Consider the following 20351-nt stretch of genomic DNA (forward strand, 5'->3'; position numbering starts at 1 on the left):
GATAAATGAGTTATGATGAATCAGAAATTATAATTCATATTTTATTCCGTATTTCTCCAACCGCCTGTACAGTGCAGCCCTGCTGATGCCCAACCCTAATGCAACCTGACTGAGATTGCCTTTATGTTGTTCCAAAGCCTGCAGGATAGTCTGCCGTTCTATTTCGTCCAGCGTCATGCCGGCAAAAGACGTTCCTTCGGCGGCCTTTGCGGGTTCGTCATGGCGCTGATATTGCGATTCAAAATCAGAAGCATCTAAAGTCTGTTTTCCGCTGACAAGAATGGTACGCTCCACCAGATTCTTCAATTCGCGGATATTACCCGAATAAGGCAGGCGGGAAAGGAAATTCAGTGCGTCCGCCGAGAATTCGGTATGTGGCAAACCGTTTACAGCTGCCTGACGGTCGGCAAAGTGGCGTGCCAACAGAGGAATATCCTCACGACGTTCGCGCAAGGCGGGAAGTTTTACGGTTATCAGATTGATACGGTAGAAAAGGTCTTCGCGGAACGTGCGTTCGGAAACCATTTTGCGCAAATCGGCATTGGTGGCGGATACTACACGTACATCCACCTTGCGCGGGCGGCTGTCTCCAAGCACTTCAAAAGTCTGGTCTTGAAGCACACGCAACAGTTTTACCTGACAAGACAAATCCAAGTCGCCTATTTCATCCAGAAAGATAGTCCCTTTGTTTGCCAGTTCAAAACGGCCTATACGGTCGGCGCTCGCATCGGTAAAAGCGCCTTTCTTATGACCGAACATCTCACTCTCGAACAAACTCTGCGAAATACCGCCGAGATTGACCTTCACGAAAGGTTGCTTGGTACGCTGGCTGTTGATATGGATGGCCTCGGCTATCAGTTCCTTACCTGTACCGCTCTCACCGGTGATGAGTACGGAAGCGTTGGTACGGGCTATGCGGGCTACGGTATTCAGTACTTCCATCAGTCCTTGTGACTTTCCTATGATGTGGCTGCGGTTCAAGCCTTCCGCCTGCTCTTCCGGCACTTCCTTCGGAGCGGCGCTCAATTCCAAAGCGGTTTCGATGCGCTGCAAAAGGGCGGCATTGTTCCACGGCTTGGTAATAAAGTCGAAAGCACCCGCCTGCATACCCTGTACGGCAAGCTGTATACTGCCCCATGCTGTCATCAAGATAACGGGGACGTCGGAGCGGAACACCTTCACCTGCTTCAACAGCGTAAGCCCTTCCTCACCGGTAGTGGAGAGCGTAAAGTTCATATCCATCAATATCAGTGCGGGAGATTCTGCACGAACTATATCCATTGCTTCACGGGGACCCGGAGCTGTTTTTACTTCATAACCGGCACGCTTCAACATAAAACTAAGTGAAGAACGTACGGCACTATCATCATCGACTATCAGTATCATAGCATTTTGTAGTTAGTTGCTTGCAAAAGTAAGTTTTTTCACCACAGTTCATACAGATTTGCACTCTTTTTTTGTTTTTTCCCTTATAATCTTACAAATCGGTATGTTTTGTACCGGAATCAGCCTTTGATTATATCTTCAAAGTCGGCTTCCAACTCCATGTTCCGTTCAAAATCCCAAAGAGTCAGGCTACGGAGCTGATAGAAATAATACCAATAGTAATAAAGTTCGGAGATGTGTTTTTGCCGTGCTTCGTCTTTGGAGTTCTGCGCATCGTTGAGGTCAAGAGTGCTTATTTTGCCAATCATAAAAGTCTCCACACTGGTCTTGTAACGTTTTTCGGCTATCAGGTCGGCTTCTTCGGCTATTTCCAGTTGCTGGGCTTGGTTGTTGAAGTTTGCCACCAGCAAGAAGATGTCCTGATTGAAGTCCATTTGTTCCTGGCGGATTTTGGAAAGCACCACTTCGCGGTTGCTCTTCGCCACTCTCACCTTGCCGCGACGTTTGCCCCAGTCGAGGATAGGTATTTTTACACCGACTTTCACAATCTGGTTATCCAGCAAATCCTGATAGGCAGAGGAGAATTCATAGTTTTGTCCGGTATAGCCAACGCTGGCAAACAAGTCAATACTCCTTAAATTTCCACGTGCCGTAGCCACTTCATAGTCGGCTTCCAACTGGCGGCGGCGTATATTCTGGGCAAACGAGTTGCGTTCCAAAGCCTTGTTCAGGACGCGGTCATAGTCCATTTTAATACCCGAAACAGAAGCGGGTATCACAGGGTTCAGTCCCTCGCTCTCCGACACGCCGAGGAATGAACGCAACTGGAACATCTTGGCGTTCAGTGTGCTTTCGGCTTCGGTTACATCGGCTTTGCCTTGCAGGGAGTTCAGTTTGAGCTGCAACAGGTCGTTTTCTGAAATCTGCCCCATTTTGCGTTTGGCAATGGCCACTTCATATAGGCGGTCTGAATTCGCTTTATTTTGCTGTGCTGTGGCAAGCGCTTCCTTTGCCAGCAATAATTCGAAGAAGTAGGTGATGGTTTTCATCGTTACTTGTTCCGTTGCCGAAATAAAGGCAGCCTTTGCCTCTGCATACCGTACAGGTTCGATACGGCGGTTCCACTTCAAACTGTTCACGCCGAATATGGGTTGCGTCAATTCAAGGCTTACGGGCACGGACATAAACTGCTTATTACCGTCGGAGCCCAACTGCTTGATGTAATCGAGGGAAGAAGCCAACGACAGCTTACCACCTGTGAACCAGATATTCTGGTCGATGGAAAGTGCACCGGACAGTCCCAATGTATTGTTACGGACAAAGCTATAAGAACCGTCTGAATTCTGATAGGTGCTGTATGACTTGTTATAATTGGGCAATGTTCCTGTAAAGTTTACTTCGGGCAGCAGGTCTGCTCGGAAAGTACGGTATTCCCAATAGGCTGTTTTCAACTCGTTGAGTGCCACCGCAGCATCTACAGACTGGGTACGTGCCAGGGCGATGGCTTCTGCCAAAGTAATGTCACGTTCGTGCGTCAGAGTATCATTTTGTGCCGATGCAATCAGCGGCATCAAAAAACAAGCGGCGAGTAAAATATTCTTTTTCATGTTCGGTCTTTAAAATTGTCGTTGATAGAAAAGCAAAGAGTGTGCCAAGCGGGCAGGAAGGCATTACGCAAGGGGGAGTGTCCGAAATCGGACACTCCCCCTGTTCGTTTGCGGACAATCGGCGGCGATTCTGTAACGTGCCAATAAAAAGCCAGCCCATGTGCCATTTTTCGGGCTCATTTCCAGACGAATAGCCCATTTTACAGCCAATGCTACTGCCAGTCTACTGACACAACATAATTAATAAAGAAAAGATATACTAAAGTATATCTGTCGGAGAGAGAAAACTGATGATGCGTTCGGGCAAGGCAGATGATGCGTCCGGGCAAAGCAGATGATGTATTCGGACGCAACGCATCATACATTTACAGTACCCCTTTCGAGCTTGGCAGTTCATAGTGATAGATATCACGTTTCACTGCCATTTTCAGGGCTCTTGCCAAGGCTTTGAAGATTCCCTCTATCTTATGATGTTCATTCTGTCCTTCCGCTTTGATATTTAGATTCATCTTGGCCGCATCGCTCAACGACTTAAAGAAATGCAGGAACATTTCCGTAGGCATCTCTCCTATTTTCTCGCGCTTGAACTCGGCATCCCATACCAGCCAGGGACGTCCTCCAAAGTCCAGACATACCTGACACAGACAATCGTCCATAGGCAGTGCGTACCCGTAACGCTCTATGCCGCGCTTGTTGCCCAATGCCTGATACAGACACTCACCCAAAGCAAGGGCGGTGTCTTCTATCGTATGATGTTCGTCCACTTCCAAATCGCCTTTCACGCGAATTGTCAAATCCATACCGCCATGCTTGCCTATCTGTTCCAGCATATGGTCGAAGAAGCCGAGCCCGGTATGAATATCACAATGACCGTTACCGTCCAAATTCACAGCTACGTAAATATCCGTTTCTTTCGTGGTACGGCGTACTTCCGCTTTCCGTTCACCTGCAAAAAGAAATTCAGCGACTTTATCCCAATCTTTCGTTGCCAAAGCACAGACATCCTCCAAGCCCTCACAGGCAGCTTCACCACCGGATGATTTCGGCTTCAGCATATTCGTATCTTCCTGCAAAAAGATGGCACGACATCCCAAGTTCTTCGCCAACTCCACATCCGTAGGGCGGTCGCCTATCACAAAACTGTTTGCCAAGTCGTATTCGGGATTGTCGAGGTACTTCGTCAGCATACCGGTACATGGCTTGCGGGTCGGTGCATTGTCTTCGGGCATACTACGGTCTATGCAAATATCATCGAACGTAATTCCCTCCCCTTCCAGCGTCTTCATCATCAGATTATGCGCCGGCCAAAAAGTTTCTTCCGGAAAAGACGCCGTACCCAGCCCATCCTGATTGGTAACCATAACAAGCTCAAAATCCAGTTTGCTGCGGACAAAGCCAAGGTTACGCATCACTTTCGGATAAAACTCCAGTTTCTCCAACGAATCTAACTGATAATCTACAGGCGGCTCAATAACCAACGTCCCGTCACGATCTATAAAAAGTACCTTCTTCATACTTTGTATTTTATATCTTATACTTTATACCTCATATTTCCTCAACGCCTCAAGCAACCTGTCATTCTCGTTTCTTGTACCTACCGTTACCCTCAGGCAGTTTCCGCAAAGCGATACGGAGTTACGGTTACGCACAATAATACCTTCGCCCACCAGATAATTATAAATCTTCACAGCATCCGTCACGCGGGCCAGAAAGAAGTTGGCATCAGAAGGAAACATTTTCACCGTACAAGGCAACTTAGCAAACGCCTCCTCCAAACTTTCGCGTTCCTCTTTCAGGGTCTTTACCCAACGCTCTATCTCATAGTAACGGTGCAACATCTCTATCGCCTGTTTCTGCGTCAGCAGGTTCACATTATAAGGATACTTTATTTTGCTGAGAATCGAAATAATCTCCTGCGAAGCAAAAGCCATGCCCAAACGTATGGCAGCACATCCCCATGCTTTAGAGAAGGTTTGGAGCACAACCAGATTAGGGTATTTATCCAGTTCTTCCAAGAAAGAAGGCGCTTCCGAAAAGTCGTTATAAGCCTCATCCAGTATCACCAGCCCATCGAACCCACGGATAATTCGCTCAATCTCGCAACGAAGCAAGTCGTTTCCCGTAGGATTATTGGGAGAACAAAGGAATATCAACTTCGTATGCTCGTCCGCAGCCGCCAGCAGCTTATCTGCCGAGAACTGAAAATTCTCATCCAGCAATACTTTACGGTATTCCACATCGTTCACCTCCGCACACACCTGATACATACCGTATGTAGGGTCTATAGCTACCACATTATCTATACGCGGCTCGCAGAAAGCACGGAATAGAAGGTCTATCGCCTCATCACTGCCATTTCCCAGAAAAATATGTTCGGGGCTTACCTTCTTTATTTTCGACAGTTCTTTCTTCAATTCCCGTTGCATCGGGTCCGGATAGCGGTTGTGCGGCATATTGTACGGATTTTCGTTTGCATCGAGAAAAACGGACGCGGCAGCGCCATTATATTCATCACGTGCCGAAGAGTAAGGCTTCAAGCGCCACACATTCGGCCGGGTAAGTTCTTCTAAAGTTCTCATGGACAGATGTTTTTTTTATTTTCAATTCTCAACTCTCAATTTATCAAGTCTGACAGTTACCGCATTCTTATGTGCATCCAGATGCTCGTTGGCAGCCATTTCCTCTATAGCCGGGCCAATGGTGCGTATTCCTTCCGGCTTAATCTCTTGGAAAGTAATCTTACGTATAAAGCTATCAAGACTGACACCGCTATATGCTTTGGCATAACCGTTGGTGGGCAGCGTATGGTTGGTTCCCGAAGCATAGTCTCCTGCGCTTTCCGGAGTGAGAGAACCCAAGAATACCGAACCGGCATTAACTACCCGTTCTGCAACGGACATATAATCCGCTGTTTCGATGATGAGGTGCTCCGGTGCATAGGAGTTGGTCAGTTCAATGGCTTCGTCCATATCGCGCACTACAATCAGTTTACTGTTGGCAAGAGACCTCTCCGCAATCTCCTTACGGGGCAGCAAAGCCAACTGACGCTCCACTTCTTCTTTCACCGCCTGTTGCAACGCCGGGGAAGTGGTAATCAGTATCGCCTGACTGTCTACACCATGCTCTGCCTGACTCAGCAAGTCGGCAGCCACAAAAGACGGATTGGCTGTTTCATCCGCCAGCACCTCCACTTCCGAAGGACCCGCCGGCATATCAATGGCTACATCACGCAAGCTCACCAACTGTTTGGCAGCCGTTACATATTGATTGCCCGGACCGAATATCTTATACACTTTCGGCACGCTCTCCGTACCATAAGCCATTGCCGCAATGGCTTGCACACCACCGGCTTTGAAAATGCGGCTTACACCCGCCACCTTAGCCGCAAACAAAACGGCAGGGTGCACTTTTCCATCTTTGCCCGGAGGAGTACAAAGCACTATCTCCTTGCATCCTGCAATCTTTGCCGGAACAGCCAGCATCAGTACGGTAGAAAAGAGCGGAGCTGTTCCGCCGGGAATGTACAAACCGACTTTCTCTATGGCAACCGCTTTCTGCCAACAAGTAACACCCGGTTGAGTCTCTACCCGTTTGCCCTCAAAGCGTTGCGCCCCATGAAAGGTCTCAATATTCTGTTTGGCAAGACGGATGGCTTTTTTCAGCTCCTCGCCCACCAATGCGGCAGCTTCCTCCTGTTCTTCTTCCGTCACAGCCAATGCGGCCAGCGACACTTTGTCAAACTTTTCTTCGTATTCCAATACGGCACGGTCACCTTCCGCTTTCACACGGTCTATAATAGCCCGTACCGTATCGAAGAGGTTTTCCGTGTTCATCACCGGACGTTTCAGTAATTCCGCCCATTGAGATTTATCAGGATTAGTAATCAAGTTCATACCACTAACTTTTAAAGTATCATTTTTTCAATCGGCAACACCAAAATGCCTTCTGCACCCAATGCCTTCAATTTACCGATAATCTCCCAAAAACATTTTTCATCCAGCACCGTATGTACTGAACACCAACCCTCTTGCGCCAACGGCATCACCGTAGGGCTCTTCATACCCGGCAATACGGCTATAATTTCATCCAGTTTTTCTTTCGGCGCATTCATCAACACATATTTCTTGTCTTCCGCCGTCTTTACTGCATTCATACGGAACAGCAATTCATCCAGAATCTCCTTCTTCTCCTCACTCATATTCTTGTTGCCAATCAACAGAGCTTCGGACTTCATCACCACTTCCACTTCTTTCAGGCGGTTGCTCACCAAAGTAGAACCGGAACTTACAATATCAAAAATCGCATCGGCCAGACCAATACCCGGAGAAACCTCTACCGAACCTGTAATCACGTGTATCTCCGCTTTTACTCCCTGTTCTTTAAGGTATCGGGAAAGAATGCCGGGATACGAAGTGGCAATCTTCTTACCTTCAAACCACTGCGGACCCGTATATTCAATATCCTTAGGCAGGGCCAGTGACAAACGGCATTTGCTGAATCCCAAACGTTTTACAATTTCAGCATCTTCCGCCTTTTCCATAAACTCGTTTTCACCGACAATACCCAAATCGGCCACTCCCGTAGCTACCGTTTGCGGAATATCATCATCGCGCAAAAACAAAACTTCCAAAGGAAAGTTGGAAGACTGTACCAATAGTGTGCGTTTCGTTGCACTCAGTTTAATATCCGATTCTTCAAGGAATGACATTGTTTCGTCAAAAAGACGGCCTTTGGCCTGTACTGCAATTCTTAACATGATATTATTTTATATTTTATGGTTTGCTAATAAAAAAACGAGGTTTACCAGTGTTCGGCAAGCCTCGTTCATTATATGTTCTTCGTTATACACATATCCTCATACGCCCACCGAGTTATTCGTCAGGATGATAATGGTGATGATGTGCAACGATATTCTTCATACTTTCTCTACTTTTGATGCGACAAATGTAAACGATTTGTTTTAAACAACCAAAGATTTATCACAAAAAGTTCACTTTTTCTTTCACTTTCATCAAATAAGCGGTAATATTTCATCCGGTTCTACATCACAGTGATGAAAACACATTTCTTTTTCCGCCTTTTCCTGCGGGAAAGTAAAGTAGGTGCATGTGGCTTCCGTACAGAGTTCGCCCATGCTGTTATACAGCCTTGCTTCTATAATGGCAATATTACGTTTCTGTTCACGTAGCGACGCCCGCAGTACCAAATGTGTATCATTAGTAGATATGGACTTACGAAAACGAGTCTCCATTTTAGAAGTCACTCCCCCGGTCTGCAACTTGCGGAACACCACCCAGCCGCAAATTTCATCCAGCAATACGGACTGAATGCCGCCATGCAATGTGTTCAACCATCCCTGATATTCCGGACGGGGCTTCCAGATACTCACTACTTCATCGCCGTCTTCATAGAATTCCATTCTTACACCTGCCTCATTATCAGGAGAACAACCAAAGCAATTATAGCCTTCCATGTTTTTCCATGGGTTGATAATCTTCTTCATATACTATTTTTTCTGTAAAGATAAGCTATTCTATGAAATCCACACAACTTTATTCTTTACTTCTCGCATTCCACACCAGCAACGCCAATAACACAGACATCAAAGCCGCACCTATCCAAAACCAGTTGATATAGGTAAAGTCGTACACCTCCACACCATCGACAAGCCGCTTGTTGCCTTCAATCAGCACTCCGCTCATCACATCCTGCAAGCCGGCACCGATATAACTCGCAATGCCTACCACGCCCAAAGCAGCACCCGATGCGTTACGGGGAGCAATATCCACAGCCATCAGTCCGCCCAGGAAGCAAATCAACACACCGATACCCAAGCCAAAGAGAATCATTGCCAAAGCATCCACCCAAAAATGGACACCCGGAACAAGAAGAAAAAGACACAGGGCAACCACATTCGTCAAACCGAATATCAAGGCGGGAATATTGCGACGACCTCCGAAAAGCTTATCCGAGATAACCCCGGAAAACATAGTCCCTACAATACCGCATACCGAACTTATGGAAATGATGAAGCTGGCATCCAACGTGGAATATCCCTTCTCTGCCTGCAGATAGAACACACCCCAACTATTCACCGCATAACGGCTGATGTACATAAAGGCGCTACTGAACGCAAGTATCCAAATGGCAGGATTTCTCAACACCGCTTTCTGGGCACGGTTGAACTCTTCTGTTTCCAAAGCATTCATTTCCTTTTTCTCCGCAGGGGCATTGACGGCAGGAAGTCCCTTGCTCTGAGGAGTATCATGAAAAAAACGCCAGATTATCAAAGCACCAACCAGACCAACCAGACCTGCACCCAGAAAACCGTAACGCCATCCCAACGCACTTACAATGGAAGCCACAATAATAAATGTCATTGCCTCACCGATATTATGGCTTGCGCTCCAAAAGCCATAAAAAGAGCCGCGTTCCTTGTCCGTAAACCAACGGGAAAGACCTACCACACAGGAAGCCGCACCCATAGACTGAAACCACCCGCTGATACCCCAAAGAATGGCAAACAGAATAAAAGAATGTACAAAACCCAAACAAAGGTTGACCAATGCGGTCACCAGCAAACCGGTTGACATGAAACGGTTGATATTACTGCGGTCTGCCAAAAAACCATTCGTAAACTTGCCGACAGCATAGGTAAAGAACAGTACCGCACCAATGATTCCCAGTTCGGTTTCCGAAAAGATACCCTCATCCACAATAGGCTTCTTCACTACATTCAGACTCAAACGGCAGACGTAATACATACCATAACCCAAAGTGGCGGCAAGGAAAGTGGACCACTGTAAACGCTTCAAACGTTGCTTCTGTCCCATCAGGCAGTCATCGGAAGAGGAGTCATCAGACAAAGCTCCGCCATGACCGGATTTCGGTTGCGAAACCCGGTAGAAATCAATAATAGACTTAAACATGATGATTTTCAATCTTTATTCATGCAACTTCTTTGCTTTCAGATACTCCAGCAACAGAGCCGGACGGTCCGTCTGAACCAGTTTAGCTCCCTGACCGATTATCCACCCCCAACTTTCATCCGGCTGATGCAACTCTACGGCACGGTCATCATCATGTCCGCCGCAGAGTTCAGGCCAGAGGCTGTTTATAAAGATTTTTGCACCGCTATCACGAACTTTTTTTATTAAACGCTGAACTTCGGGACCATCATTATTAAATACCAATTCAAAAGCCTGTGGTTTCATGTGTTTCAAATAGCTGTCTATTACAGCTTCAGCACCTTCCTTATGCAAATTCACAACAGGCATGAAAATCATTTTATCCAGCACCTCACCATTTTCAGCCTTTACCTGTTCGTAAGGCAAACCGGCTTTCATCACACACTGATTTACCGTACCCGTTTTTTCAAGAATAGCATATGCATCTTTAAAGTAATCATAACCTTTATCCACATTCACCATTATCTTACCTTTACACAAAAGCATCACCTCTTCAAAGGTAGGTATAAGATGACGTGTTTTATGTCCTGCACCGTTACGCATACGAAACTCATGCAATTCTGCTAAAGTAAAATCTTCCGGACGACCTTTTCCTGTTGTAGTACGGTCAATTGTTTTATCATGCATCAGAATCAGATGTCCGTCCTTGGTACGTTTTAAATCTATCTCGACCATATCAACTCCCATATCAATACAATTTTGAATAGCCTGCAAAGAATTCTCAGGAGCATTACGCCAATCGGCACGATGAGATACAACCAACACTGATTCACTGGCTGGTGCATTAAATCCTTCCAAAATATGGTCTACGGTTTGTTGAGCAAGTACATAACCTGCCCATATCATACTAACGTAAATGAATAATAAAATTTTCTTCATAACCATAAAATTATTTCGTACAATCAAATGTACCCAATTCTTTTTTAATTAAATGTTTGGAATCACTGTCATTCAGTATATAAATACTGTATTTTGCCCCGCCCGGATACACACGAACAACAATATGTCCTTGAGTAGATGCCATCTTATCCGTCAAACTTCCTATAACTATCTTTGCAGCCGGATGTAAATTAGTAGATATCACATTCCTACTTTCCGGATAAATCTCTTTTGATAAAGCCCGGGCTAATACTGTATGATTAGGATGTAAAGCATCCCACGCAGACATTATTATATTCTGAGGGGATAAACGCGCCAAAAAATGCTCATTTGTACCATCTTCATTTCCATGATGATTTAAGACCGCAACTTCAACCTTACCCACAATATCAGAAACAGGAGACTCAATATCATGCCATAGTGGACGTCCGGGACGTGGATAGCCGGGAATATCCCCACCTGTGTAATAATCAAATAACCCATAAGTCAGTTTAACTACACAGCTATACATATTTTCCCGGGGCATCTCTTTTTTGGTATAAAGAATTCGGTCAGAAAATAACGTATCAATCTCACCGTTTTCCAAAGCTAACATACCATTGGCATATATATTCCGGATATGAAAAGAAGGATAGCTCAGTCTATCATACAGCAAACTAAATTGTTTATCAGTACCCACTTTAAAAGTTTGATGTTCCACCTTATTGTCTATAGATTTTATAAAACGGCAATAATTGGAATAACAAGAATCGGAAAAAGAAGGTGGAAAAAAGTCTCCTCCTCTATCAACGATTGTATGTGCCGGAAAATGCTGATAAACATCTGTAACTCCGGTTAAATAATAACGTTTTTTCTCTTCTTTTACGCGAAACAAAGCACCAATATGATCAGAATGGTGGTGAGTCAACAAATAATAATCAATATACTTCCTGCCATTTGGAATAAAGGAAGCAATATAATCTGCAATCCATTCACCTGCTCTTTTTAGGTTATCCGGTTTGGGGGCAACAACTCTCGTATTAGCTTTTATTTCTCCTGCATCAATCAATAAAGTTGTACCATCCGGAAGAATACAAAAAGTACAATCACCACGTCCGGTATTTATGTGATGAATATCCAAATACCCCTCTTCCCATTTCTCCAAAGTCTGTGAGAAGACGGTTGTGGCGGCAAATGCCGCCACAACCAATAATAAAATATACCGATTCATATTAATTATACCCCGGATTTTGAGGGAATGTTACAGGATTATTAATCAAATCAACCTCTGTTTTCGGAAGCGGATATAAATAATCATTCTTCGTAATTGTAAATCCAACCTTAGACATGGCATCTAATGCTGTATCTGTACGAATCAAATCAAACCAACGGTGCAGTTCAAAAGGAAATTCCAAACGTCTTTCCTCTAATACAGCCTTACGAAAGCTATTTTGATCGTTCAATTCTGTTGAAGTATATGCAACCGCTTTTGCACGTCCTCTAACCAAATTTAAAGCACTCATAGCCTTACCATCCTCCGTTCCATCGTAAGCTACCTCATTATGAGCTTCTGCACACATCAACAAAACATCAGCCCATCTCAATAAAGGAAGATCAAAACCGACCTTAGCTGTTGTTGCATCAAACGTATCATAATATTTAGCTATCACATTATTATTAGCATCCACCTTTTTATATTCAATCATATCACGACGTTCATCCGTAGTGCCATAAGAAGCCTTTAATTCACTATAAATAACAGATTTGTCCTTAAAATAATCATTGTATCCATGTCCCTCTCCAATAACAGACTTTGAATAACGGACAGCAAACAATATTTCTTTGTTCATCTCATTATTCACACTAAACACATCCGCAATATTATCTAATAAGCCATATTGTGATGAATATGTCTGTATCAAATTATCCAATAGTGTAACCGCATCCGACCACTTCTTCTCAGTCAGATACACTTTACCCTACAAAGCCTCTGCTGCAACGGAAGTTGCGCGCCCTAAATCGTCACTACCATACGAGGGTTCCAACTTTTTAGCTGCATCCTTTAAATCATCTTCGATAACTTTATAAATATCTGCTATAGGAGTACGGCCATAGTTCACTGCATCCACAGCTTTAATCGGCTCTAAAATAAGAGGAGCATCTCCCCATAAACGGACAATATTAAAATAAGCCAAAGCACGCAAGAAAGCCGCTTCTCCCTCATATTGTTCCCTCAATTCATCATTAGCAACAACATGGCTATTAGCGAGTACATTGTTACATCTATAAATCTGATTATAAAGTTCTTTCCAGGCTTGACGAATAATATTATTTCCAGAAGTTGCCGTAAAATTATCTATAAAATAAAATACACCGGCTGCACCCCCAGGATTAATATCTTCTACATTGTCAGAACGAAGTTCCATTAAAGCTATAAAGTATTCTCCATATTGATAAGTGCCTTGCAATGAACCATAACAAGCTGTTAAAGCCGAATTTATATCTGAGGTATTTTTATAGTAATTAACAGAAGAGGCTTCAGATATAGGAGTTAGGTCCAAAAAGTCGCTACAACTTGTCGCCGACAATAGAGCGAATAAACTAACTATATAATATTTTATCTTCATAATCTATACTATTTAAAAGGTTACATTTAATCCAAAAACAAAGGACTTAGCCAATGGATAAGTTCCATAATCAATACCGGGTGTAAGAGAGTTGCCTTTCATATTTACCTCGGGATTATATCCGCTATATTTTGTAAAAGTAAACGGATTCTGTGTAGACAAATAAACGCGGAGATGATTAATACCTACATTAGACAACCAAGATTTAGGCAATGTATAACCTAACGTTATATTTTTTATTCTCAAATAAGATCCATCCTCAATATGCCAAGTTGAAGTAGTACCATTCATTCCGGTAGCGCTTCTATTGGCTCGTACCACCAATCCACTTCCCGGGTTACTCTCTGATACCCAACGATCCAAAGCATCAACCTGACAGTTGTTTCCACCTTCCATATTATCGATATAACGACGGAATATATTAGCAATTTTATTCCCCTGTACTCCTTGTAAAGACACGGCTAAATCGATATTCTTATATTTCATCTCGGTAGAGAATCCATAAGTAAATTTCGGCATATAGTTTCCTGTAATAGTACGGTCATTTTCATCGATTTCTCCACTTCCGTCTACATCTTTATAACGGAAATCTCCCGGTTTGGCACCTTTTACATAAGCATATTTGCGTTTAGTTTTATCCGGATCTTTAGAATTATCTATCTCCGCTTGATTAGCAAAAACACCATCTGTAACCAAAGTATAATAGTTACCTATCGGTTCGCCAACTTTCGTAATAAATGTCACACTTTCTGTTGTTGTCAGCATCTCATCAACTCCCCCTAAATCAACAACTTTATTTCTATTAGCGGAAATATTAAAACGATTATTCCAAGTAAAATCTCCCCACTTATTCGTTGTAGCCAAAGAAAACTCAATACCTTTATTGCTTACCTTACCGATATTCATAGGAATTGTACTGAAACCGGAAAATTCTGCAACAGGAACATCCAATAACATATCACTGGTAGTACTTGTATACCAGTCCAGTTCAAAGGTAAACATATTAAATAAGCCAAACTCCAATCCTAAATTCAACATAGCTGTTTTTTCCCAGCCTAAATCCGGATTTCCAGCAGTTGACGGATATAAACCATTTGCCAAAGTTCCGTCATTTTTTCCATAAGCATAGTTATCCTCGCTTAAAGTCGCATAATAATCATAATTGCCAATATTAAAATTACCGCTCACACCATAGCTGGCACGCAACTTCAAAGAAGAAAGCCAATGTAAACTCTTCATAAAGTCTTCTTCACTGACATACCATCCGGCAGATACAGAAGGGAATGTCCCCCAACGATTGTTTTTCCCAAAACGGGAAGAACCATCAGCACGAATAGCTGCCGAAAGCATATATTTTCCTTTATAAGAATACTGTGCACGTGCCAATGCAGAAAGTAAAGACCACTCATAAGCCGTAGCACTCCAATTCGTAATAGCCGATGCCGCATTTATAGTATGCACCAAATCATTTGGATAACCATTTCCTGCAATCAAAGAGGTATTAGCAGACTCTTTTTGAGCCGACCAACCTGCCACAGCAGACAAATGATGATCTTGCTTAAATGTTTTCACATAAGACAGCGTATTCTCCCATACCCAGTTCAACAGGTTTTTATCACGTTTCGACCCTTCCGGTACAGAAGGCGGTACTCTATTCAATGATGTCGGCAAAGTAGAAGGACGGTAATACGAACGACTATAACTATTAAAATCAACCCCAAAACTAGTCTTAAATTTCAAATCCTTATACAATTCATATTCTCCATATACATTACCCAAAAAACGATACCTCTTCATTTGATCCTCTTTTTCATTAGCCAATGCCACCGGATTTACAATTTGCGGATGCTTATATTGCCAGTTCCATTGATCAAAGTTATAAGACCCATCAGGATTGTACACAGGCATAATAGGAGCCATTGCCAGTGCAGAAGCAACAATAGTTTCATTCTTATAACGGTCTTCAGTAGGCACAATGTCATACACTGAATAGTTAAAAGATAGATTAGCTCCAAAAGCAAATCTCTTATAACTAGTATCAACCTTACCTCTTGCGCCCATTTGTTCAAATTCAGAGCCAATAACAATACCTTCTTCTTTCATGTAATTCCCTGAAATAAAGTATCTGGTAGAGCTATTTCCACCGGAAAGAGAAAGATTGTGACTATGAGTCAAAGCAGTCCGCATCACCTCATCCTGCCAATCAGTATTAGTCAAGCCTGTCTCACCATTTATATAAGGCATAATTTCCGGTGGCAACAAATATGCCTGATTTATAGTGCCCGGTTTCTTTCCAAGTTTAGCATTACGTTCATCATTAGTATCAGTAATGCTTCCTTGTATACCTTTACTCTCTAATAAGTCAAGATATGCATTATTATGCCCGTCATAACTAAGTTTTGCATAGTCATAAGCATCCAGCATATCTATTTTTTTTGTGCGTTGTTGGAAACCTACATATCCGTCATATTGTACTGTCGGTTTCAAATCCTTGCCTTCTTTCCCTTTTTTGGTCGTAATAATTACAACACCGTTAGCGCCTCTCGAACCATAAATGGCCGCAGCTGAGGCATCCTTCAATACTTCAATAGATTCAATATCATTCATATTGATAGTACTCAAAGGAGAAACACTTTGTCCTGCCCCATTACCGGCATCACTAGACATTGGAAAACCATCTATTACATACAAAGGATCTGTACCCGCGGTAATACTGCCGCTACCTCTAACTTTTATAGATAATCCGCCACCGGGTACCCCATTCGGTTGAGTAACTTGTACGCCAGTCATCTTACCGACAAGGGCCTGATCCACACTTGACACAGGAACGGCTAACTCGCTGGCTTTCATTGATGATATAGAAGTAGTAACATCACGCTTACGCTGTACACCATAACCAACGACTACCACCTCATCAAGAAGTTCATTATCTTCTTTTAAAATAATTTTAGCCAAATCTCTATTATCCGCCTTAAATTCAGCTGTTTTATAACCGATATAAGAAAAAGAGATTGTCCCTTCTTCCGGAACATCAGACAAAGTATAGTTCCCATCAACATCGGTTATTATACCATTAGTTGTGCCTTTTACTACCACGCTTGCACCAATAATAGGCTCTCCCGTTTGGTCAACTACTCTACCTGTAATTGTTTTAGTCTTTACTTGCTTACCCGTATTTGAATTTTTCTGTTTGCCTACAGAAATCGTATTATTTTCCCTATTGAAATATAACTTTGTTTGAGAAGATATTTTATCCAATACAGATTGTAAAGAAGCATCCTTGACACTTAAAGACACACGTGATACATTATTTATCACTGTTTCATCATAAAAGAATTTCAATCCGGTTTGTTTACTCAGTTGATTGAAAACATTTTCTACCGTTTCATTTTGAACACTTAGCGTAATATTGTTCTGATTTTGTGCTTGAACACTATAAGGTACAAATGACAAGCATACGAATAGTAAAAAAGCTAAAAACGAATATACATTTCTACTTTTCCTTTTAGAATTAGGAAGAATATTCATAAATTTGTGCGTTTTAGTAATTAAATAAATTATTTAAAACAAAGGTTTTAGTAATCCGCGATACGTTATTCACACGGGGGAAAACGAATGAATATCCGTCCGGACTATGATAGGGGCTTCTCTGAGAGACAGCTCCTATTTTTTTAAGAATTAAGGATGTGTTTTCATACTTGCTTTTTCTTGAATTAAAGGTTAATATTCACGAGGTTTACATATAATACACTATTACTTCAATGCGCTGGGGTTTCATTAACATATTTTATTGCTTATACAATAATACCTGATTTCCACTCTTCTTATAACGAATGCCACTTGTGTACTCAATAGACTGTAGCACAGCCTCCAAACTCTTATTATCATGCTCACCGGAAATAAGGTTGCTAAAGTCTTGACCTTCAGCAAAAGTGATACGACAATTATACATACGCTCCAATTCTTTGGCTACATCACGTATCGGAGTAGTGTTAAAGCGCAAGCTACCTTTTCGCCAAACAGCTACTGCACGATCTTCGTGCCGCTTGTTATATTCTCCCGAAACTGTATTGATAAGTACCTGTTCCTTAGCTTGCAGACGCATCATTGCTTCGGGCATATCGACCTGCACTTTACCGCTTTCTACATCTACAGAAACCACTTCATCCGAAGAATAGGATTTGACATTGAAACAAGTACCCAACACACGCACGTCAAAATGACGGGCATTTACAATGAAAGGCTGTTTTTCGTTATGATATACACGGAAATAACCTTCACCCTCCAACTCTATTCTGCGTTCATCATCGACAAAATGATTCGGATAACGCACACGTGAACAGGAATTTAAAGTTAAGTATGTACCGTCAGGAAGTTGTATTTCTTTGCGTTCACCGAAAGACGTGGAAGCTTCCAAATAGGATATCTGTTGCCGGTCTATATAATGTATATAACTGATACTGCCAAAAATAAGGCAAACCACAGCAGCCACACTTGCTACCGCCGCCACTGTCCGGCGAAACCATGTCCGTTTTTTATGCTCAATATGCTTCAACAACAATCGAGCTTCCTTTTTATATTGTTCGCGTTCAAGATCAGTACGAGCCTGACGAACGGAAGATTCTTCCCAAATATCGGTTGCCAGTTCTTCAAAACCGTCAATACCGTGATGTTCCGAACACTGTAAACCATCCATCAGCCTACGTGCATCTTCCGTAGTATACAGGTCATCTAAATAACGGCGAAACAATGATTTATCTCTTTCACTATTCTCCATAGTTCCTAATTTTAATAGTACAAAGGCTATCAAAAATAAACCTTTTATATGGAGATATACACGTAAGAGAAGAATTACAGGGGTGCGATTAGCGTTTTTTAAGAAATAAAATTCCTGCCAAATGGTCTGGTCGTGCGTCTTCCTACAAATTTAAGCAAATAAGAAGCAAAACAAGGTCTGCACCCGCTACTGAGTTCTTTTCCAAATAAGTACGCAATATCCGTAATGATATAGAAATGGATTCCTGTACTGTATTGACAGAAATACCCAATGCTTCGGCTATTTCACGATGAGACATTTGCTGTTCCCGGCTCATTTCAAATATTTCACGCTGGCGGGGTGTCAGTTGTTGCAATGCACGAACAATGAACTGCCGCAAGTCATTGGCAAAAACAGTCTCTTTCGTATTATTTGTATAATCCACCGCTTGCGAGAGTATCTGTTCCCTAAGTTTATCCTGATTGGCCAAGTCACGCAACTGATTCAGTATGCGGTTGCGTACAATCGTATATAGATAAGCCGAAAAAGATGCGTCCGGATTGATAAAACGACGACCTTGCCAAACTACCGTGAAAGCATCCTGAAAAATATCCTCTGCATACTCGCGTGACTTCAAAAAGCGCATGGCAAAGTATATCAAACGATTTTTATAGGCAGCATAAAGTTCGCAGAAAGCATCCTCATCCCCCTCTATCAGACGGAGAACAAGAGCATGCTCATCATTAAGAATTCCGGTTGCGTACATACTGTATTTTTAAAGTTTGCCTACAAAGGTATCGCTATGATGTTACAAACCTATGTAAAATTCGGGAAATAAAAAAGAAATAAAGCAAATCTCTACATAGTTAAGTCGGCAACTAATGTTTGCTAAACATAATCATTATAACACTAATCAACAGCAAAGTAATTGAATATAAATAGAAAATTGTTTTCATACTCTTCAATAAAGCTATAAACTTTATATTGGGACTTGGTACCCAAATCAGTCCGACTGATAAACAGGCACAAAAGATATTAGCAATGAAAAGAACAAATAATTCTTCCGGAATATTGCCAATAAAAGATACGCTGAGCGGTAATAAAAAAGTAATGATAGTAACTATACCACTTGTATTCTTTTCAACCACAACAACTCTGTGCTCATACCATGCAAATTTATCTGTAACATTCTCAGCATCATTATAAAAACTAAAACAAAGATTAAAACCGAAAAAGATATTTCCCAATATCCATGGGAAAAAGTAGATATAAATATTGTGTTGCAGAATTTTGGAATATAGTAAATAAATAATCAAAAGATTCCATAATAACATAGCGACATAATAGGCAATACTACTCAGATCTATCTCTACAATTTCTTTATTGGGTAGTCGAGTTCGAGACTTGGTAAATAGCATTTGAAATATTAAATAGCCACAAGTCTGCAATAATATATAATTAGAAAAAGTCCATGTAAAAATATAATCTCCCATCAGGTACGAAGGAACTCCACTTCCTAATGCAGAAATAGTGCTGCACAAAAGAGAAGGTAACAGAGCAATGCAAACAGTATAGAAAAGCAAATGAAGATCCTTATTAACAATTACTTTTATAATCGTTACAACAAAAGTGGCAGAAGCAAATGTATAAAGAATCGTAATCCATGTATGAGAATTGAATATACAAAATAAAATATATAGGATAAATAAAATCAATAGCAAAAAGTTATATTGTGAAAGATAAAATATCCCTTGTGCATATTTATTCCTATTTGGTATTTTCAACCGTTTCAAGGCAAAGAAAGCAACAAGTAATAGAAAAATCTGAAAAGTATTAACGATACAATTTATTATTAATATTTTCAAAGGAAGCTCTAAAACAAATCCACATATTAAAAATGACATCACTCCAATAACTATCCCCCAATATTGAAGATACATAATACAAGTAAAAAGTATGACTACCGTAATATAAAAGGGCAAACTTGTATAGAAGATTGCAGAATTATTATTCAATAGTAAAGGAATAATACTTGTCACTACGGCGATTAGCATCATTATGAGTAAATTCGCACAAACTCTCGTTGTCTCCAGCTTATAGGTGTCACTATGTGAAGATTGTATCATATTATTTCCAGTATTAATCAAAA

Annotated in this window: 17 protein-coding genes; all 17 read right to left on the reverse strand. The window is 41.8% G+C overall.

Going from position 1 to position 20351, the window contains the following annotated elements; translation table 11 throughout:
* Nucleotides 1-27 precede the first annotated feature (27 nt).
* On the reverse strand, nucleotides 28-1386 hold the full coding sequence (locus DW121_RS08025) for a sigma-54-dependent transcriptional regulator (protein ID WP_117711397.1): 1359 nt from the start codon (nucleotides 1384-1386) through the stop codon (nucleotides 28-30).
* Between the two features lie 119 nt (nucleotides 1387-1505).
* Nucleotides 1506-2993, reverse strand: coding sequence for a TolC family protein (locus DW121_RS08030; RefSeq protein WP_117711396.1), 1488 nt, complete (start codon nucleotides 2991-2993; stop codon nucleotides 1506-1508).
* Entirely contained in the window at nucleotides 2990-3160 is a 171-nt protein-coding gene (locus tag DW121_RS15595) for a hypothetical protein (protein ID WP_158560994.1), read from the reverse strand. The genes DW121_RS08030 and DW121_RS15595 overlap by 4 nt, the downstream gene beginning before the upstream one ends.
* Nucleotides 3161-3358: 198 nt before the next feature.
* A complete protein-coding gene (hisB, locus tag DW121_RS08035) occupies nucleotides 3359-4507 on the reverse strand; it encodes a bifunctional histidinol-phosphatase/imidazoleglycerol-phosphate dehydratase HisB (RefSeq protein ID WP_118323481.1) in 1149 nt (382 codons plus the stop codon).
* A gap of 24 nt (nucleotides 4508-4531) precedes the next feature.
* Complete coding sequence (hisC, locus tag DW121_RS08040; RefSeq protein WP_118323482.1) at nucleotides 4532-5572, reverse strand: histidinol-phosphate transaminase; 1041 nt, start codon at nucleotides 5570-5572, stop codon at nucleotides 4532-4534.
* 21 nt (nucleotides 5573-5593) lie between these two features.
* Complete coding sequence (gene hisD / locus DW121_RS08045) at nucleotides 5594-6886, reverse strand: histidinol dehydrogenase (protein ID WP_118323483.1); 1293 nt, start codon at nucleotides 6884-6886, stop codon at nucleotides 5594-5596.
* Nucleotides 6887-6897: 11 nt separating this feature from the next.
* Nucleotides 6898-7749 (reverse strand): ATP phosphoribosyltransferase, encoded by an 852-nt coding sequence (hisG, locus tag DW121_RS08050; protein WP_118323484.1) that lies wholly within the window; start codon nucleotides 7747-7749, stop codon nucleotides 6898-6900.
* 255 nt (nucleotides 7750-8004) lie between these two features.
* Nucleotides 8005-8496, reverse strand: coding sequence for a PaaI family thioesterase (locus DW121_RS08055; protein ID WP_117711391.1), 492 nt, complete (start codon nucleotides 8494-8496; stop codon nucleotides 8005-8007).
* Between the two features lie 49 nt (nucleotides 8497-8545).
* The gene (locus tag DW121_RS08060; RefSeq protein ID WP_117711390.1) at nucleotides 8546-9922 is read right to left on the reverse strand and encodes an MFS transporter; all 1377 of its coding nucleotides are present in this window, start codon (nucleotides 9920-9922) and stop codon (nucleotides 8546-8548) included.
* A 15-nt stretch (nucleotides 9923-9937) separates the two neighbouring features.
* Complete coding sequence (locus DW121_RS08065; RefSeq protein ID WP_187120016.1) at nucleotides 9938-10840, reverse strand: glycerophosphodiester phosphodiesterase family protein; 903 nt, start codon at nucleotides 10838-10840, stop codon at nucleotides 9938-9940.
* 10 nt (nucleotides 10841-10850) lie between these two features.
* On the reverse strand, nucleotides 10851-12050 hold the full coding sequence (locus DW121_RS08070) for a ComEC/Rec2 family competence protein (protein WP_118323485.1): 1200 nt from the start codon (nucleotides 12048-12050) through the stop codon (nucleotides 10851-10853).
* A 1-nt stretch (nucleotide 12051) separates the two neighbouring features.
* Nucleotides 12052-12669, reverse strand: coding sequence for a RagB/SusD family nutrient uptake outer membrane protein (locus DW121_RS15840; RefSeq protein ID WP_233555788.1), 618 nt, complete (start codon nucleotides 12667-12669; stop codon nucleotides 12052-12054).
* A 129-nt stretch (nucleotides 12670-12798) separates the two neighbouring features.
* Nucleotides 12799-13446 (reverse strand): RagB/SusD family nutrient uptake outer membrane protein, encoded by a 648-nt coding sequence (locus tag DW121_RS15845; protein WP_233555789.1) that lies wholly within the window; start codon nucleotides 13444-13446, stop codon nucleotides 12799-12801.
* Nucleotides 13447-13458: 12 nt separating this feature from the next.
* On the reverse strand, nucleotides 13459-16974 hold the full coding sequence (locus DW121_RS08080; RefSeq protein WP_118323486.1) for a TonB-dependent receptor: 3516 nt from the start codon (nucleotides 16972-16974) through the stop codon (nucleotides 13459-13461).
* 259 nt (nucleotides 16975-17233) lie between these two features.
* Entirely contained in the window at nucleotides 17234-18223 is a 990-nt protein-coding gene (locus tag DW121_RS08085) for a FecR family protein (protein WP_117711386.1), read from the reverse strand.
* 142 nt (nucleotides 18224-18365) lie between these two features.
* The gene (locus DW121_RS08090) at nucleotides 18366-18968 is read right to left on the reverse strand and encodes an RNA polymerase sigma-70 factor (protein ID WP_117711385.1); all 603 of its coding nucleotides are present in this window, start codon (nucleotides 18966-18968) and stop codon (nucleotides 18366-18368) included.
* Nucleotides 18969-19080: 112 nt separating this feature from the next.
* Nucleotides 19081-20328, reverse strand: a complete 1248-nt coding sequence (locus DW121_RS08095) for a hypothetical protein (RefSeq protein WP_118323487.1) — start codon at nucleotides 20326-20328, stop codon at nucleotides 19081-19083.
* Nucleotides 20329-20351 lie beyond the last annotated feature (23 nt).

The organism is Bacteroides sp. AM10-21B (genome assembly GCF_003472565.1).
Lineage (GTDB): Bacteria > Bacteroidota > Bacteroidia > Bacteroidales > Bacteroidaceae > Bacteroides > Bacteroides propionicigenes.

What these genes read in the sequence shown, in the direction of transcription:
- DW121_RS08025 (WP_117711397.1), bottom strand. Translation starts at nt 1,386, where the DNA reads ATGATACTGATAGTCGATGATGATAGTGCCGTACGTTCTTCACTTAGT.
- DW121_RS08030 (WP_117711396.1), bottom strand. Translation starts at nt 2,993, where the DNA reads ATGAAAAAGAATATTTTACTCGCCGCTTGTTTTTTGATGCCGCTGATT.
- DW121_RS15595 (WP_158560994.1), bottom strand. Translation starts at nt 3,160, where the DNA reads ATGGCACATGGGCTGGCTTTTTATTGGCACGTTACAGAATCGCCGCCG.
- hisB (WP_118323481.1), bottom strand. Translation starts at nt 4,507, where the DNA reads ATGAAGAAGGTACTTTTTATAGATCGTGACGGGACGTTGGTTATTGAG.
- hisC (WP_118323482.1), bottom strand. Translation starts at nt 5,572, where the DNA reads ATGAGAACTTTAGAAGAACTTACCCGGCCGAATGTGTGGCGCTTGAAG.
- hisD (WP_118323483.1), bottom strand. Translation starts at nt 6,886, where the DNA reads ATGAACTTGATTACTAATCCTGATAAATCTCAATGGGCGGAATTACTG.
- hisG (WP_118323484.1), bottom strand. Translation starts at nt 7,749, where the DNA reads ATGTTAAGAATTGCAGTACAGGCCAAAGGCCGTCTTTTTGACGAAACA.
- DW121_RS08055 (WP_117711391.1), bottom strand. Translation starts at nt 8,496, where the DNA reads ATGAAGAAGATTATCAACCCATGGAAAAACATGGAAGGCTATAATTGC.
- DW121_RS08060 (WP_117711390.1), bottom strand. Translation starts at nt 9,922, where the DNA reads ATGTTTAAGTCTATTATTGATTTCTACCGGGTTTCGCAACCGAAATCC.
- DW121_RS08065 (WP_187120016.1), bottom strand. Translation starts at nt 10,840, where the DNA reads ATGAAGAAAATTTTATTATTCATTTACGTTAGTATGATATGGGCAGGT.
- DW121_RS08070 (WP_118323485.1), bottom strand. Translation starts at nt 12,050, where the DNA reads ATGAATCGGTATATTTTATTATTGGTTGTGGCGGCATTTGCCGCCACA.
- DW121_RS15840 (WP_233555788.1), bottom strand. Translation starts at nt 12,669, where the DNA reads ATGAACAAAGAAATATTGTTTGCTGTCCGTTATTCAAAGTCTGTTATT.
- DW121_RS15845 (WP_233555789.1), bottom strand. Translation starts at nt 13,446, where the DNA reads ATGAAGATAAAATATTATATAGTTAGTTTATTCGCTCTATTGTCGGCG.
- DW121_RS08080 (WP_118323486.1), bottom strand. Translation starts at nt 16,974, where the DNA reads ATGAATATTCTTCCTAATTCTAAAAGGAAAAGTAGAAATGTATATTCG.
- DW121_RS08085 (WP_117711386.1), bottom strand. Translation starts at nt 18,223, where the DNA reads ATGGAGAATAGTGAAAGAGATAAATCATTGTTTCGCCGTTATTTAGAT.
- DW121_RS08090 (WP_117711385.1), bottom strand. Translation starts at nt 18,968, where the DNA reads ATGTACGCAACCGGAATTCTTAATGATGAGCATGCTCTTGTTCTCCGT.
- DW121_RS08095 (WP_118323487.1), bottom strand. Translation starts at nt 20,328, where the DNA reads ATGATACAATCTTCACATAGTGACACCTATAAGCTGGAGACAACGAGA.